We start from the raw sequence: 13,621 nt of genomic DNA on the forward strand, positions 1-13,621 counted from the left end.
CCGCTTCCAGCCGCTCCCACTGTGCATCCGTCAGATCGCCACGAGACATCTGAAGATCGTTTCACGACCTTGATCAACATCTCAAACACGTCCTACGCGCCGGCCGGGGTGGATCGCATCTCATCCACGCTCGCGGAGGTACGCCTCCAGCTCGGCGGCCCCGGCCAGCATCGCGCGCCCGCGGGCGGACAGCCGACCGTGCCAGTCACGCAGGGTGGCCTCCAGCGGCTCCGGCCCGCCGGCCGCCCGCACCTGGGCGATCAGCGGGGCGATCTGCTCCAACAGGTAACCGCCCCGCCTGAGTTGATGTGCCAGCCGGGCGTCCCGCATATCGGCCTCGTCGTAGACGCGGTAGCCGGTCCGCGGGTCACGGCGCGGGCGTACCAACCCGGCGCGCTCCCACTTGCGCAGCGTCGCGGGCCGGATGCCGAGCTCCCCCGCCAGCGGCCCGATGAACCTGCCGGCAGGCCCTGACACCGCGTTGGGCTCGGACGTCGCAATGGGCTCCAGGCCGCGGAGGGCGCGCTCCACGGCCTGGAGGGTCCGCCGGTCGTCGAGGAGCTGCGTGTGGCTCTCGTCGATGAGGCGCAGCGCTTCATCGACCGCGCCCTGATTCACCGCCCGCATGATCGACGTCGCCGTCCGGTGGCCGTGGCCGGGCACCAGGGCGAGGAACGCGCGCAGGGCCCCCGCGTGCAGCGAGGTATAGGTGCGGTAGCCGTGGGGGGTGCGACCGGCGGCCGGGAGGATGCCGGCCTCCTCGTAGTTCCTGACCGCCTGCGTGGACAGACCGTGCCCGCGCGCCAGATCAACCGGCCTGAGCCGCTCACCGTTTTGAAGGTTTCGCCCCATGAGACGGACGATATCGCGGAAAAGTTTCAACCGAAGGTTCAACGATACCGTTGAAGGCATGGCCACTGACATCAAGGACACCGCCCATGCCCTCGAGGCTGCCACCGTCATGAGGCTGCTCCCGACCCGGCCTCGGCTGCTCGCCCTGGGCGAGCCCACCCACGGCGAGGACACTCTGCTCGACCTGCGCAACGAGCTGTTCCGGCAGCTCGTCGAGCACGAGGGCTACCGGACGATCGCGATCGAGAGCGACTGCCTGATGGGCCTGGTCGTGGACGACTACGTCACCTCGGGCACGGGCACTCTCGACGAGGTCATGGAGCACGGATTCAGCCACGGCTGGGGCACCTCCGCGGCCAACCGTGAACTCGTGCGCTGGATACGGGCCTACAACGACGGCCGGCCCGTGCCCGAACGGCTCCGCTTCGCCGGTTTCGACGGCCCGCTGGAGATCACCGGCGCCGCGAGCCCCCGGCAGGCCCTCACCGCACTCCACGGCTACCTCTCGACCCGGGTGGACGAGGACCTGCTCCCCTGCACCGGGGAAACACTTGACCGCCTGCTCGGCACCGACGACCGCTGGACCGACCCCGCCGCGATGATGGACCCGACCCAGTCCGTGGGACAGTCGGCCGAGGCCGGTCGGCTGCGGCTGCTCGCCGACGATCTGGTGGCGCTGCTCGACGCGCAGGCCCCACACCTGATCAGGGCGACCCCGCGGGACGACTGGGAACGGGCGCGCCTGTACGGGCGTACCGCCACCGGCCTGCTGCGCTACCACTACTGGATGGCCCACACCTCGCCGAGCCGCATGACACGGCTGGTGGGCCTGCGGGACCAGATGATGGCCGACAACCTCCTCGCTCTCGCCGAACGGGGCCCGACACTCGTCCACGCCCACAACGGCCATCTCCAGCGGGCCAAGAGCACGATGCGGATGGGTGGGATGCCGCTGGAGTGGTGGAGCGCCGGTGCGCTGGTGAGTGCCCGGCTCGGCGAGGAGTACGCCTTCGTGGCCACGGCCCTCGGCACGCTCCGGCACCAGGGCGTGGACACCCCGCCGCCAGACACCGTCGAAGGACTCCTGTACGCGCTCCCGGAGGACCGCTGCGTCATCGACGCCCTGCGGCTGGCCACCGCCCTCGGCGACACGCCGCCCGCGCCCCGCGTGTCCCCCTGGTTCGGCTACTCCCCGCTGGATCCGGCCCACTTGGCGGACAGCGACGGAATCGTGTTCGTCAAGGACGTCCCACGGATCCAGCCCTACTGACTGACGACAGGCTCGACTACCTGGTCACCGGCCCCGACCACTGCCGCACCGGCACCTTCCGCGCCGCCCGCCCGTCGAAGATCAGGCGGGCGGCCGGGTCGGTCCCTACGGTGCACGCGTGCTCGGTGCACGCGTGCACCGACACACCTCAGCCGACCTCGATGAGCAGGTCGCCGCCTTCCACCTGCTGGATCCGGTTGATGGCCAGCCTGGTCACCCGGCCGGCCTTCGGGGCGGTGATGGAGGCTTCCATCTTCATCGCCTCGATGGTGGCCACGGTCGCACCGGCCTCCACCGCGTCGCCCTCGGCGACCGCGAGCGTCACCACACCGGCGAACGGCGCCGCCACGTGCCCGGGGTTGGCCCTGTCGGCCTTCTCGGTCACCGGTACGTCGGAAGCCGCCGCGTTGTCACGGACCTGGATCGGGCGCAGTTGGCCGTTCAGGGAGGACATCACGGTGCGCATACCGCGTTCGTCCGCCTCGCCGATGGCCTGGAGCTCGATGAGGAGCCGCACGCCGGGCTCGAGGTCGACGGAGTACTCCTTGGCGGGGCGCAGCCCGTAGAAGAAGTCCTTGCTGTCCAGCACGCTGGTGTCACCGTAGGCCTGGCGGCGGGTGTCGAAGTCGCGCGTCGGCCCGGGGAACAGCAGCCGGTTGAGGGTCGAACGCCGGGACTTCTCCAGGCCCGTACGGTCCTCGGTGCTCAGCTCCGGTACGGGCTTGGCCTCCGCGCGGCCTTGCAGCGCCTTGGTGCGGAAGGGCTCGGGCCAGCCGCCGGGCGGGGTGCCCAGTTCGCCGCGCAGGAAGCCGATGACGGAGTCGGGGATGTCGAACCTGTCCGGTGTCGCCTCGAAGTCCTCCGGCGTCACCCCGGCACCCACCAGGTGCAGGGCGAGGTCACCGACGACCTTGGAGGAGGGGGTGACCTTGACCAGGTGGCCCAGGATACGGTCCGCGGCCTCGTACATCGCCTCGATGTCCTCGAAGCGGTCGCCGAGGCCGAGGGCGACCGCCTGGGTGCGCAGGTTGGACAGCTGGCCGCCGGGGATCTCGTGGTGGTAGACGCGTCCGGTCGGCGAGGCCAGGCCCGCCTCGAAGGGCGCGTAGATCCTGCGGACGCTCTCCCAGTACGGCTCCAGGTCACCGACGGCTCCCAGGTCCAGGCCGGTGGGCCGGTCGGAGTGGTCGGTGGCGGCGACGATCGCCGACAGCGACGGCTGGGAGGTGGTGCCCGCCATGGAGGCGACCGCGCCGTCCACCGCGTCCGCGCCCGCCTGGATCGCGGCGAGGTAGGTGGCGAGCTGGCCGCCCGCGGTGTCGTGGGTGTGCAGGTGCACCGGCAGGTCGAACTCGCGGCGCAGTGCCGACACGAGCGTGGCCGCGGCGGGTGCCCGCAGCAGACCGGCCATGTCCTTGACGGCCAGGACGTGTGCGCCGGCGGCCACGATCTGCTCCGCGAGGCGGAGGTAGTAGTCCAGGGTGTACAGCCGCTCCGACGGGTCGGACAGGTCGGAGGTGTAGCACAGGGCGACCTCGGCGATCGCCGTCCCGGTCTCCCGTACGGCGTCGATGGCCGGGCGCATCTGGCCGACGTCGTTGAGCGCGTCGAAGATGCGGAAGATGTCGATGCCGGTGGCCGCGGCCTCCTGGACGAAGGCGTCGGTCACCTCGGTCGGGTAGGGCGTGTAGCCGACGGTGTTGCGGCCGCGCAGCAGCATCTGGAGGCAGATGTTGGGCACGGCCTCGCGCAGGGCCGCCAGGCGTTCCCAGGGGTCCTCGGCGAGGAAGCGCAGGGCGACGTCGTAGGTGGCGCCGCCCCAGCATTCCAGGGACAGCAGCTCGGGCAGGGTCCGGGCCACGGCCGGGGCGACGGCGAGGAGGTCCTTGGTGCGTACCCGGGTGGCGAGCAGGGACTGGTGGGCGTCGCGGAAGGTCGTGTCCGTGACACCGATGGTCGGCGACTCGCGCAGCTGCCGGGCGAAGCCTTCCGGGCCGAGTTCGACGAGGCGTTGCCGGGAACCCGCGGGCGGCTCGCCGGCGGGCAGCGACGGCAGCTTGGTGACCGGGTCGATCAGCTCGGGGCGTTCGCCGTGCGGCTTGTTCACCGTGACGTCGGCGAGGTAGGTGAGCAGCTTGGTGCCGCGGTCGGCGGAGTGGCGGGCGGTGAGCAGGTACGGCCGCTGTTCGATGAACGACGTCGTGACCCGCCCGGCCTGGAAGTCGGGGTCGTCCAGTACGGCTTGGAGGAACGGGATGTTCGTGGCGACGCCCCGGATGCGGAACTCGGCCACGGCACGCCGGGCGCGGCCGATCGCCGACTTGAAGTCCCGGCCCCGGCAGGTGAGCTTGACCAGCATCGAGTCGAAGTGCGCGCTGATCTCCGTACCCGCGTGGGTGGTACCGCCGTCCAGGCGGATGCCCGAGCCACCCGGCGAACGGTAGGCGCTGATCCGGCCGGTGTCCGGACGGAAGCCGTTCGCCGGATCCTCGGTGGTGATACGGCACTGGAGGGCGGCTCCGCGCAGGGTGACCGTCTCCTGGGAGAGCCCGAGATCCGCCAGCGACTCGCCCGAGGCGATGCGCAGCTGGGCCTGGACGAGGTCGACGTCGGTGACCTCCTCCGTGACCGTGTGTTCCACCTGGATGCGCGGGTTCATCTCGATGAAGACGTGGTTGCCGTCGCGGTCGAGGAGGAACTCCACGGTGCCGGCGTTGCGGTAGCCGATCTCGCGGGCGAACCGCACCGCGTCGGCGCAGATCCGGTCCCGCAGCGCCGGATCGAGGTTCGGCGCGGGCGCCAGCTCGATCACCTTCTGGTGGCGGCGCTGCAGCGAGCAGTCACGCTCGAACAGGTGGATGACGTTGCCCTGTCCGTCGGCGAGGATCTGTACCTCGATGTGGCGCGGATCGACGACCGCCTTCTCCAGGAAGACGGTGGGGTCGCCGAACGCCGACGTCGCCTCGCGGGAGGCCGCCTCGATGGACTCACGCAGGGTGGCCGGGTCCTCGACCCGTCGCATACCGCGTCCTCCACCACCCGCGACCGCCTTGACGAAGACGGGAAAGCCGACGTCCTCGGCGGCGCGGACCAGTTCGTCGACGTCGGTGGAGGGCGCCGAGGAGCCGAGGACCGGCACGCCGGCCGCCCGGGCGGCCGCCACGGCGCGGGCCTTGTTTCCCGTCAGCTCGAGAGTGGCGGCGTCCGGGCCGACGAACGTGATGCCCGCCTCCTCGCAGGCGCGCGCCAGTTCCGGGTTCTCGGACAGGAACCCGTAGCCCGGGTAGACGGCGTCCGCACCCGCCTTGCGTGCGGCACGGACGACCTCCTCCACGGAGAGATAGGCCCGCACCGGGTGCCCGGGCTCGCCGATCTCGTAGGCCTCGTCGGCCTTCAGCCGGTGCAGCGAGTTGCGGTCCTCGTGAGGGAAGACGGCCACGGTTCGCGCGCCCAGTTCATAGCCAGCGCGGAACGCGCGAATCGCAATCTCGCCGCGGTTGGCGACCAGCACCTTGCGGAACATCCTGGATCCCTTCGGCCTGCCGGTGACGAGGACCATGCTGTCGGTGACGCCGCCGTTATGCCATGTGAACCGGGCCACTCCCGTCCATGCCCCTCTCGGAACACCGTGAATTCGGGGTGGACCGTCCGGGGCGGACGCACGTCGTCGCCCGCACGGGTGGTTCCCGCCCCCATCAGGGTGCCCCGCGTGCCCCGACGGATGCGTACCTGCCGCCGTACGACGGGGTCTCGGGCGGCGTCCTGATGCACCGTCGTCAAGAAGCAACCGTCGGCCGCGGTTGGCAGATTGTCGCCGTTGACCCGTATGTACGGCACATGACAGCGTCGGCCCTGCCCGGGTGGCAGACCCCGGGCGCATCCGCAGAGGGAACCGATCAGCATGGGCGGCAGACGGGCCACGTACACGATGGCGGCGTCCACAACAGCCGCACTTCTTCTCGGAGTCTCGGGCACGGCGACCGCGGCCGCCGCCGGACCTTCCCCGGCCACGACACCCGCGGCGGCCGTGCACGCCTTCAACCAGAGCGACTTCTCCCCGGAGGAGGAGGCGCACCTGCGGGAGGTGGCCGCCTCCATCTGGGACGCCGACCTGGCCGCCGGCTGGAACATGAACCCCGACGTCGCCGACGTCCTCTCCCAGGCGACCGGGGATCCTCCGCTGCTCCGAGGCCTTCGCGCCGGTGCCCCGGCCGCCGGGCTTCCTCCCGGGCATCGGCTACTGGGCTTCTTGCGTAGTACCCCAAACTTCAGCCTGGGGGTGAAGCGCATCCGGTGGCTGCGACGCGGAGCGTCGCGGTGCCGGGTGGAGCGGGCGCGGAGCGCCCGCAGCGCTGCCCTGCGGAGCCGGGCAGCGCTGCGTCTGGGCCGGTGTCGCCCGCGTGACGGCAGTGCAGGAGTGGTCCGGCGGGGCTGGGTTCGGCTGATCAGGATGGGGTTGTCGGTGGTGGGTGTCAGCGTCCGGATCATACAGCTTCGGTATGCCTTCCGCCTCGACCCGGGGCCCGGTCAGCGCGTTGCGCTGGCGCGGGCGCGCTGTCGAAGACGCTGATCACCGACGCGAAGCAGAGCCCCGAGCGGCAGTGGCTGTCCGAGGTGTCGACAGTCATCCTGCAACAGGCGCTGCGGGACGTGGAGCGCGCCTACACCAACTTCTTCTCCTCTTAAGGATCCCGCCCGGGGGCGCGGGTGGGGGCGCCGCGCTTCAGGTCGAAGCAGGATGCCCGCCAGGCGATCCGGCTCACCGCGAACGCCCGCTGGAAGATAACCGAGGCGGGGCGGCTGCTCCTGCCGAAGATCGGCGAGGTGAAGGTGCGCTGGTCGCGCAGGCCCCCGTCCCTCCCGTCGAGCGTGACGGTGATCCGGGACGCAGCGGGGCGATTCTTCGCCTCCTTCGTCGTGGAGAGCGACCCGGACGCCGACCTGGCGCGGATGCCGGATGCCGACGGTCTGCCGTCTGTGGACGTGCACGCACTGCGGCACGGTCCACGACCGGGACCACAACGCCGCCAAGAACGTCAAACAGGCCGCCGGACTGGCGGTGACAGCCTGTCGAGCGCAGGTAAGACCGGAACTCGTTCCGGCACCACGCGAAGAAGCAGGAAGCCACGGAATCCACACCGGAGCTCGTGCCGCGCAGCGGCACAGCACCCGGTGAGGAAGGCCAGAATCCCCCTGCTTCAGCAGGGAGAGCAAGTCAATGGAAGAACCTCAAGGACTACTTCCTCGTCGTGAAGGACAACCGCACCTATCGGGCCTGCGTGGTGGCCGCGGCAGCGAACTACCGGTCGGCGATCGAGATGGCGTCGATGGGTATCTGACCGGCAGGCTGTGACGCTCCGACGCAGACCGTTCCAGGTCTCCGGGTCGTGGGCCATCGGTGGCAGAGTGGCCCGCGCCCGCGTGTGCCTCCCGTCCTGTTCCCTCACCGCACTGCACAATCGCCCCTGGTCAAGACGTCCGCAGACGTCTCGGCGGACTGAGAGGTCAGGGCTGATGGACAGAGCGGGACATCCCGATCGCAGAGATCTTCTCGTCGGCGGTCTCGTGGCCGCCACGGCCGCGCTTGCGGGGTGTTCGCCGACGAGCGCGGCCTCGTCGGCGACCAGCGCTCCGCCACAACCGGCGCCGACCACGCCCGCCGCGGCGTTCACCAGGCTGATGGAAGGCAACGAGCGCTGGGTGAGCGGCGATCTTCGACATCCCGACCGCGATCCGGACCGGCGCGAGTTCGTGGCCGAGAAGCAGGAACCCTTCGGGGCGATCCTCTCCTGCATCGACTCCCGGGTACCGCCCGAACTCCTCTTCGACACCGGGCTGGGTGACCTGTACGTGATGCGCACGGGCGGGGAGGCCGTCGGTCCGGTGGTCACCGGTTCCGTGGAGTACGGGCCCATGACGAGCGGCACTCCGCTCATCGTGGTGCTCGGGCATCAACGTTGCGGCGCCATCGAGGCGGCGTACAAGTCCATCCGCGACGACAAACCGCTGCCCGGCAACCTGGAGGCGATCGCCAAGGCCCTGCGTCCGGCGTACGAGCAGGTCCATGGGGGCGGTGGCGACCCGGTGGATTCCATGGCCCGTGCGCAGGTCACGCTGACCGCCGCCGACCTGCGCTCCAATCAGGACCTGGCCCCCCTCGTGAAGAAGGGTGCCCTCGCCGTGGTCGGCGCCTACTACTCGCTCGACACCGGCAAGGTGGAAGTCCTGGCCGGAGCGCCCGCCTGACCGGTCCGAGCCGCTGGCGGAGGGCACGGCCCGCATGACAGGGTCAGCCTGATCGGACACGGGCGGGCGACGAGGATGAGTTCATGGATGCACAGACGTGGGACGCGCTGGTCGAGTCGATGAAGAGCGCGTACGCCGCGGGGCTCGCCGAGGGCGCCGTGCCACGGCCGGTCATCATGCCGCTGGTGCGCGGCGAGTTGGTCGGCCTGATCTGGGTGCGGCCGACCGAGCCCGGCAAGGACGCGCTCACCGGCATCGCCGAGCTCGCGAACATCGCCGCGGCGGCCGGCGCCGACGAGGTCGTTCTCGCCTGGGAGACCCACGACGTGGCCACCGCCTGCCAGTTGCCGGTCACCGGCCCGGTGCCGTGTCTGAACATGGTGCACGCCACGAAGGACGGCCATGTGCTGCACCAGTTCCCCTACACCGAACAGCCCCCGGCCCACTCCCCCGAGGGCCGGGGCTCGGCCGAGCCGGCCTGGCAGCCCGCCGTCGAACCACAGCCGGGCGGCGAGTTGGTCCTTCCCGTCCAGGCCGCGGTCGACTACTCCTTCATCCCGCTCGAACTCGACCATCCCTCCCCGTTCGGCGTCACCGTCGTCCTCATGGAAGAAGACGGCTACAACGTCCGCCTGAACGAGGCGTTCGCCGGCTGACCGCGACTTCGGCAGGGCGGTGACCTCCGCAGGACGGTGACCTCGGCACCCCTCGCATGGATGGTCTGTACGCCGCGGGCACGCACCGCCTGGGTGAATCACGAGCAGAGATCGTGTTCGGATGACGTCGCTCCGGAAGAGACCTCACACTCGGTGGGGCGTAGGCCTGACGACAGGAGGTGGCCGGGCACGTGCGGACATCCGGTCGAATCCGCCCCGGGTCGGTCGCGTCGTGGCTGCGCGACCGCGATCCCGAGCTGGCGGCCACCCGGCGTGCCGGGCGGACGGCGCTCGTCATGCCCGCGCTGTTCGCCCTGTGCAGCCAGGTCATCGGGTCACCGACGATGGCGACCTTCGCCGCGTTCGGTGCGTTCTCGATGCTGCTGCTCGTGGATTTCACCGGTCCGATGGTGCAGCGGCTCCGCGCCCACCTCGGCCTCGCGGTCGCCTGGGCCGTCCTGATCTGTCTGGGCACGCTCGTGGCCGACAAGACCTGGCTCGCGGTCACGGCCATGGTCATCATCGGTTTCCTGGTGCTGTTCTCCGGGGTGGTCAGCTCCGTCCTCGCGGGCGCCTCGACCGCGCTGCTGCTGGCCTTCATCCTCCCGGTGACCTCGCCCGTCCCGGTCGCGGAGCTTCCCGCCCGGCTCGCGGGAGCGGGCCTCGCGGCAGCCGCCGCCATGCTCGCGGTCGCCCTGCTGTGGCCCCGTCCCAGCGGGGACCCCCTCAGCGCACCCGCCGCCCGGGTCTGCAGTGCGGCCGCCGAGCAACTGCGCACCGACGCGTCCCTCCTGGCGGGCGGGCCTGCCGCGCCGAGCACCGGTCAGTGCCGTAGCAGAGCCGACGAGGCCGCCGACGCGGCGGCCGAGCTGCGCACCGTCTTCGACGCCACCCCGTACCGACCCACCGGCCTGTCCACCAGCTCGCGCGCCCTCGTCCGTCTGGTCGACGAACTGACCTGGCTCAGCAGCATCCTGGCCGACAGCGCGCCCCCGCTCGACGGTGGAGCGGCCTGCGACATCGCCGCCCGGTCCGTACGCCGGGCCGCCGCGGCCGTACTCGACGAGGTGGCCGCGCTGCTCGACGCCCCGCGCGGCTCACCGGACGGGCTGCACGCAGCCTCGGAGAGTCTGCGCAAGGCCATGGCCGACATGGAGCGCAACGCCACCACCCTGCTGCCCGTGCACCGGGGCGGCGCCGGCACACCCTCGCAGGTGCATCCCGTCATCGGAGCGCTGGACCTCTCGTTCCGCGCGCAGGAGCTGGGTTTCGCGACACTGCAGATCGCGGACAACGTGGCCCTGGCCGCGGCCGCCGAGCGCCGCAGCTGGTTCGAACGCCTGCTGGGCCGGGAGCCCGACGCCGTGACCCGACCGCTGGCGGCGGCGCGCGAGCGAGCCGCCGCCCACCTTCAGCCGGGGTCGGTCTGGCTGCACAACAGCCTGCGGGGAGCGCTCGGCCTCGGCATCGCGGTCGGCCTCGCCAACGTGACCAGCGTCCAGCACTCGTTCTGGGTGCTCCTGGGAACCCTGTCCGTGCTGCGCTCGAACGCCCTCAACACCGGGCAGAACGCGGTCCGCGCCCTGGGCGGCACCCTCGCGGGTTCGATCATCGGCACCGGGCTGTTGCAGCTGATCGGCCACCACGGCACGGCGCTCTGGTTCCTGCTGCCCCTCGCCGTGTTGCTCGCCGGCATCGCCCCCGCCGCCATCTCCTTCGCCGCCGGTCAGGCGTCCTTCACCATCACCCTCGTCATCCTGTTCAACATCGGCCAGGACCCCGACTGGCACATCGTGCTGCTGCGGATCCAGGACATCGCCATCGGCTGCGCGGTGAGCGTGCTGGTGGGCCTGTTCTTCTGGCCGCGCGGCGCCTCGGCGGCCGTCGACCGGGCGCTCGCCGAGGCGTACACGGACAGCGCCCGGTATCTGGCGGGCGCGGTGCAGTGTGCCATCGGCCACTGCGGCACCGCGCCCGGGCCTGCATCTGCCGAGGTCGCGCTGCGGGAGGGCGTCGAAGCGGCCGCGGCCGCGCGCAGGCTCGACGACGCGTTCCGCAGCTATCTGGCCGAACGCGGCGCCAAACCGGTACCCCTGGCCGACATGACCACCCTGGTGACCGGCATCGTGGGGCTGCGCCTCGCGGCGGACGCGGTCCTGGGGCTGTGGCGGCGCGCCGGTGAACCGGACAGCGAGCCGAACCGGGCGGAAGCCGGCCTCGTCCTGCAGAGCACCGCAGGCCAGATCTCCGGCTGGTACCGGGATCTGGCCGCCGGTCTCGGGCACAACGCCTCCGTCCGGGATCCGCTGCCGCGCAACCCCGCGGCCGAGGCACGGCTGGTCGAATCCCTCCGCCGCGACCTCAGCGACGAGCGCGGGCAGGCCACGGACACGGCCGTCCGCATCATCTGGACCGCCGACCACCTCGACGCCGCCCGCCGGCTCCAGCCGAGCCTGGCCGCCGCGGCGAGGCCCGACGGTCCGTCCTGACCCGGGGCGGTGCCCCGGGTCAGACCGCGGCCTTCGAGGGCGCAGGCAGGCGGCCGGGGTCGAAGGCGGTGGCACTGAGGGTGCCGTCGACGGTGATCAGGCCGAAGACGGGGTACCCGGTGATGTCGAAGGCCTCGCCGAGCGGCCCGTCGCCCGGCTCGACCACGACGTGGGCGACCTCGGACAGCGCCGCCACCTGCTCGCGCGCCTCCTCGTCGGTGCCGTGCACGACGGCGAGGACGCTGCGACCGGTCGCGCGGGCCGTGGTGCGAGCCTGCTCCACGAAGAGCGGCAGCCGCTCCTTGCAGGCCCGGCAGTCGGGCGAGAAGAAGCCCAGCATGGTCTCGCCGAGGCCCTCGCGGGTGATCCGCTCACCGGCGGTGGTGACGGCGGAGAAGCCGGGCACGGCCGAGCCGGCCGGGATGATCAGGCCGTCCGCCACTCGGTCGGCCTTCTCGTCGGCCTGGGCACGGAGTTTGCGTATGACGCCGAAGGTGAGCAGCAGGTTCAGCAGACAGAGCACGGCGATGAGGACGACGGCGGTGACCAGAAAGGGCATGGGTGACTCCGGGGTCTCGTGTCATCGTAGGGCGGGGTGACCGCCCATCGGATCGCGGGATGCGACGGCGCGACGCCGCACGGGTGTGCCGCGCGCCGTGGTGCGGCGGCGGCTGCGACGGGTGCGTCGCGGTGGCCGCCACGGTGGTGCGTGAACATCAACCACCCGGGAAATCGGGAGGGTTGTCGCCTACCAGGTCGCTTGCCCGGGTCGCCTACGGGGCTGATCCGCGGACGCGTCCCGAGGTACGTGGGGCGCCGTCGTCGAACAGCGTGCCCAGCTCGTCCGTGAAGATCACGAGCAGGGCGCCCACCAGCGCGCCGAACGCCGCGATCAGCACGCCCGCCGCCTGGGTCGGCGCCGGCGTCCCCGCGAGGGCGGCGGCCAGACCGAACACGGCCAGGGCGAGCAGCACGGTGTTCCGCACCACGTGGCGGCGGCCGATCGGCGCGGTGGAAGCGCCGAAGCAGGCGCAGGACGCCTTGGTTCCGCTGCGGAGCGTACGGACGATTCCGGTGGTGAACGCGGCGAGCAACAGCAGGGTCAGGACGAAGCCGGGAGCGCCGCCGGGCCCCACGGCGAGCAGCACCACCGCGGCGCACTCCCCCACGACCACGGCCACCGCCACGAGGCGGCTCAGGCGGGCCGGAACGCCCATGGAACGGGCGGATTCCTCGCCCTGCGCGACGCGGACGCGATCGCCGTGCCGGTGGACGGCCGGATCGCCGAACTCGGCTCCCACGACGAGCTGATGGCCCCGGGCGGCGGGCACTACGCCCGGCTGTTCGGCCTGCAGGCGGCGGGCTACGCCGAGCGCGGCGACCGGGGCAGAACCACGGAGGCGGCCACATGAGCCGCCCGGAACGGAAGGCGGCGGCATGACGGGGGCGGGGCGAACGACGGTGGCGATGGCAGCGGGCGCGGGCATGCTGCTCCTGTCCGTACGCGTACTGCGCGCACGCCTCGCCCTCATCAGGGTCACCGGGTCACCGGGTCACCGGGTCGAGCATGACCCCGGCCTTCGCGGGCGGCGACCGGCTGCTGGTCCGCCGCACCACGCGCGTGCGACGCGGCGACGCGGTGGTCTTCCGCAACCCCGTCCCGTTCGGTGACGGCGACGACGCCCTGGCCTGGCTGGTCAAACGGGTCTCCGCCCTGCCCGGCGACGCCGTGCCGCTCGACGTACGCGAGATCGTCGGGGCCCCGGAAGGTGGACGGGTGCCGCCCGGGTGCCTGATCGTCCGGGGCGACGCCGCCCGCACCCAGGACTCCCGCCACTTCGGTTACGTCCCCCAGTCCTCCCTGCTGGGCGTGGTCCTCACCCGCCCAACTCCCCTCGGCCGCCCCTGAAGCCGCCGCTCACGGCGGTGTCCGCTCGGCACAGTCCGCGCACTGCCGCGCTTCTCGTGTGCCCCTTGCATACGCTCTCAGCACACCCCCCTTCTTTCACGACGTGAACTCACATACGCCGGAAGGACTTTCCCGACTTCATCTCTTGACGTACGGAGTGACGGGGAGCACATTGTCCGCGCAGCTGTTTTGAGAGCGC

11 protein-coding genes and 1 pseudogene are annotated in these 13,621 nt (G+C 71.7%); 8 read left to right on the forward strand and 4 right to left on the reverse strand.

The features are described 5' to 3' along the window. Positions 1–120: 120 nt before the first annotated feature. Entirely contained in the window at positions 121–852 is a 732-nt protein-coding gene (locus tag ACZ7M3_RS36525) for a TioE family transcriptional regulator (protein ID WP_472069156.1), read from the reverse strand. Between the two features lie 58 nt (positions 853–910). Between ACZ7M3_RS36525 and ACZ7M3_RS36530 the strand changes: the two genes are divergently transcribed. Then, entirely contained in the window at positions 911–2,122 is a 1,212-nt protein-coding gene (locus ACZ7M3_RS36530; protein WP_472069158.1) for an erythromycin esterase family protein, read from the forward strand. Between the two features lie 148 nt (positions 2,123–2,270). Here ACZ7M3_RS36530 and ACZ7M3_RS36535 read toward each other — a convergent pair whose 3' ends face one another. Continuing rightward, complete coding sequence (locus ACZ7M3_RS36535; protein ID WP_472069524.1) at positions 2,271–5,645, reverse strand: pyruvate carboxylase; 3,375 nt, start codon at positions 5,643–5,645, stop codon at positions 2,271–2,273. A gap of 1,434 nt (positions 5,646–7,079) precedes the next feature. Between ACZ7M3_RS36535 and ACZ7M3_RS36540 the strand changes: the two genes are divergently transcribed. The 5 genes from ACZ7M3_RS36540 (at position 7,080) to ACZ7M3_RS36560 (ending at position 11,513) form a co-directional block, all read left to right on the forward strand. Continuing rightward, positions 7,080–7,298 carry a zinc ribbon domain-containing protein gene (locus ACZ7M3_RS36540; protein ID WP_472069160.1) on the forward strand — a complete coding sequence of 73 codons (219 nt, stop codon included), beginning with the start codon at positions 7,080–7,082 and terminating at the stop codon, positions 7,296–7,298. Next, positions 7,270–7,461, forward strand: a complete 192-nt coding sequence (locus ACZ7M3_RS36545; protein ID WP_472069537.1) for a hypothetical protein — start codon at positions 7,270–7,272, stop codon at positions 7,459–7,461. Before ACZ7M3_RS36540 ends, ACZ7M3_RS36545 begins: the two co-directional genes overlap by 29 nt. Before the next feature lie 175 nt (positions 7,462–7,636). Then, positions 7,637–8,368: a carbonic anhydrase gene (locus tag ACZ7M3_RS36550; protein ID WP_472069162.1), complete on the forward strand. Its 732-nt coding sequence runs from the start codon at positions 7,637–7,639 to the stop codon at positions 8,366–8,368. An 83-nt stretch (positions 8,369–8,451) separates the two neighbouring features. After that, positions 8,452–9,024 (forward strand): hypothetical protein, encoded by a 573-nt coding sequence (locus tag ACZ7M3_RS36555; protein WP_393017045.1) that lies wholly within the window; start codon positions 8,452–8,454, stop codon positions 9,022–9,024. 191 nt (positions 9,025–9,215) lie between these two features. Next, positions 9,216–11,513 carry an FUSC family protein gene (locus ACZ7M3_RS36560; protein ID WP_472069164.1) on the forward strand — a complete coding sequence of 766 codons (2,298 nt, stop codon included), beginning with the start codon at positions 9,216–9,218 and terminating at the stop codon, positions 11,511–11,513. Between the two features lie 19 nt (positions 11,514–11,532). Here the strand turns inward: ACZ7M3_RS36560 and ACZ7M3_RS36565 are convergent, their stop codons facing one another. Together ACZ7M3_RS36565 and ACZ7M3_RS36570 are read right to left on the reverse strand one after the other, a co-directional pair. Then, positions 11,533–12,072, reverse strand: a complete 540-nt coding sequence (locus tag ACZ7M3_RS36565; RefSeq protein ID WP_352048803.1) for a hypothetical protein — start codon at positions 12,070–12,072, stop codon at positions 11,533–11,535. 214 nt (positions 12,073–12,286) lie between these two features. After that, entirely contained in the window at positions 12,287–12,730 is a 444-nt protein-coding gene (locus ACZ7M3_RS36570; RefSeq protein WP_472069166.1) for a MauE/DoxX family redox-associated membrane protein, read from the reverse strand. Between the two features lie 45 nt (positions 12,731–12,775). Here ACZ7M3_RS36570 and ACZ7M3_RS36575 point away from each other — a divergent pair, with 45 nt between their 5' ends. Both ACZ7M3_RS36575 and ACZ7M3_RS36580 read left to right on the forward strand, forming a co-directional pair. Further along, positions 12,776–12,925 carry a hypothetical protein gene (locus ACZ7M3_RS36575; protein ID WP_472069168.1) on the forward strand — a complete coding sequence of 50 codons (150 nt, stop codon included), beginning with the start codon at positions 12,776–12,778 and terminating at the stop codon, positions 12,923–12,925. Positions 12,926–13,071: 146 nt separating this feature from the next. After that, positions 13,072–13,422: pseudogene (locus ACZ7M3_RS36580) on the forward strand (S26 family signal peptidase); the annotation flags it as partial. Positions 13,423–13,621: the final 199 nt, after the last annotated feature.

Source organism: Streptomyces sp. NPDC111656 (assembly GCF_055656965.1).

Coding starts and splice junctions, on each gene's coding strand:
- ACZ7M3_RS36525 (WP_472069156.1), bottom strand. CDS start 852: ATGGGGCGAAACCTTCAAAACGGTGAGCGGCTCAGGCCGGTTGATCTG.
- ACZ7M3_RS36530 (WP_472069158.1), top strand. CDS start 911: ATGGCCACTGACATCAAGGACACCGCCCATGCCCTCGAGGCTGCCACC.
- ACZ7M3_RS36535 (WP_472069524.1), bottom strand. CDS start 5,645: ATGTTCCGCAAGGTGCTGGTCGCCAACCGCGGCGAGATTGCGATTCGC.
- ACZ7M3_RS36540 (WP_472069160.1), top strand. CDS start 7,080: ATGCCGACGGTCTGCCGTCTGTGGACGTGCACGCACTGCGGCACGGTC.
- ACZ7M3_RS36550 (WP_472069162.1), top strand. CDS start 7,637: ATGGACAGAGCGGGACATCCCGATCGCAGAGATCTTCTCGTCGGCGGT.
- ACZ7M3_RS36555 (WP_393017045.1), top strand. CDS start 8,452: ATGGATGCACAGACGTGGGACGCGCTGGTCGAGTCGATGAAGAGCGCG.
- ACZ7M3_RS36565 (WP_352048803.1), bottom strand. CDS start 12,072: ATGCCCTTTCTGGTCACCGCCGTCGTCCTCATCGCCGTGCTCTGTCTG.
- ACZ7M3_RS36570 (WP_472069166.1), bottom strand. CDS start 12,730: ATGGGCGTTCCGGCCCGCCTGAGCCGCCTCGTGGCGGTGGCCGTGGTC.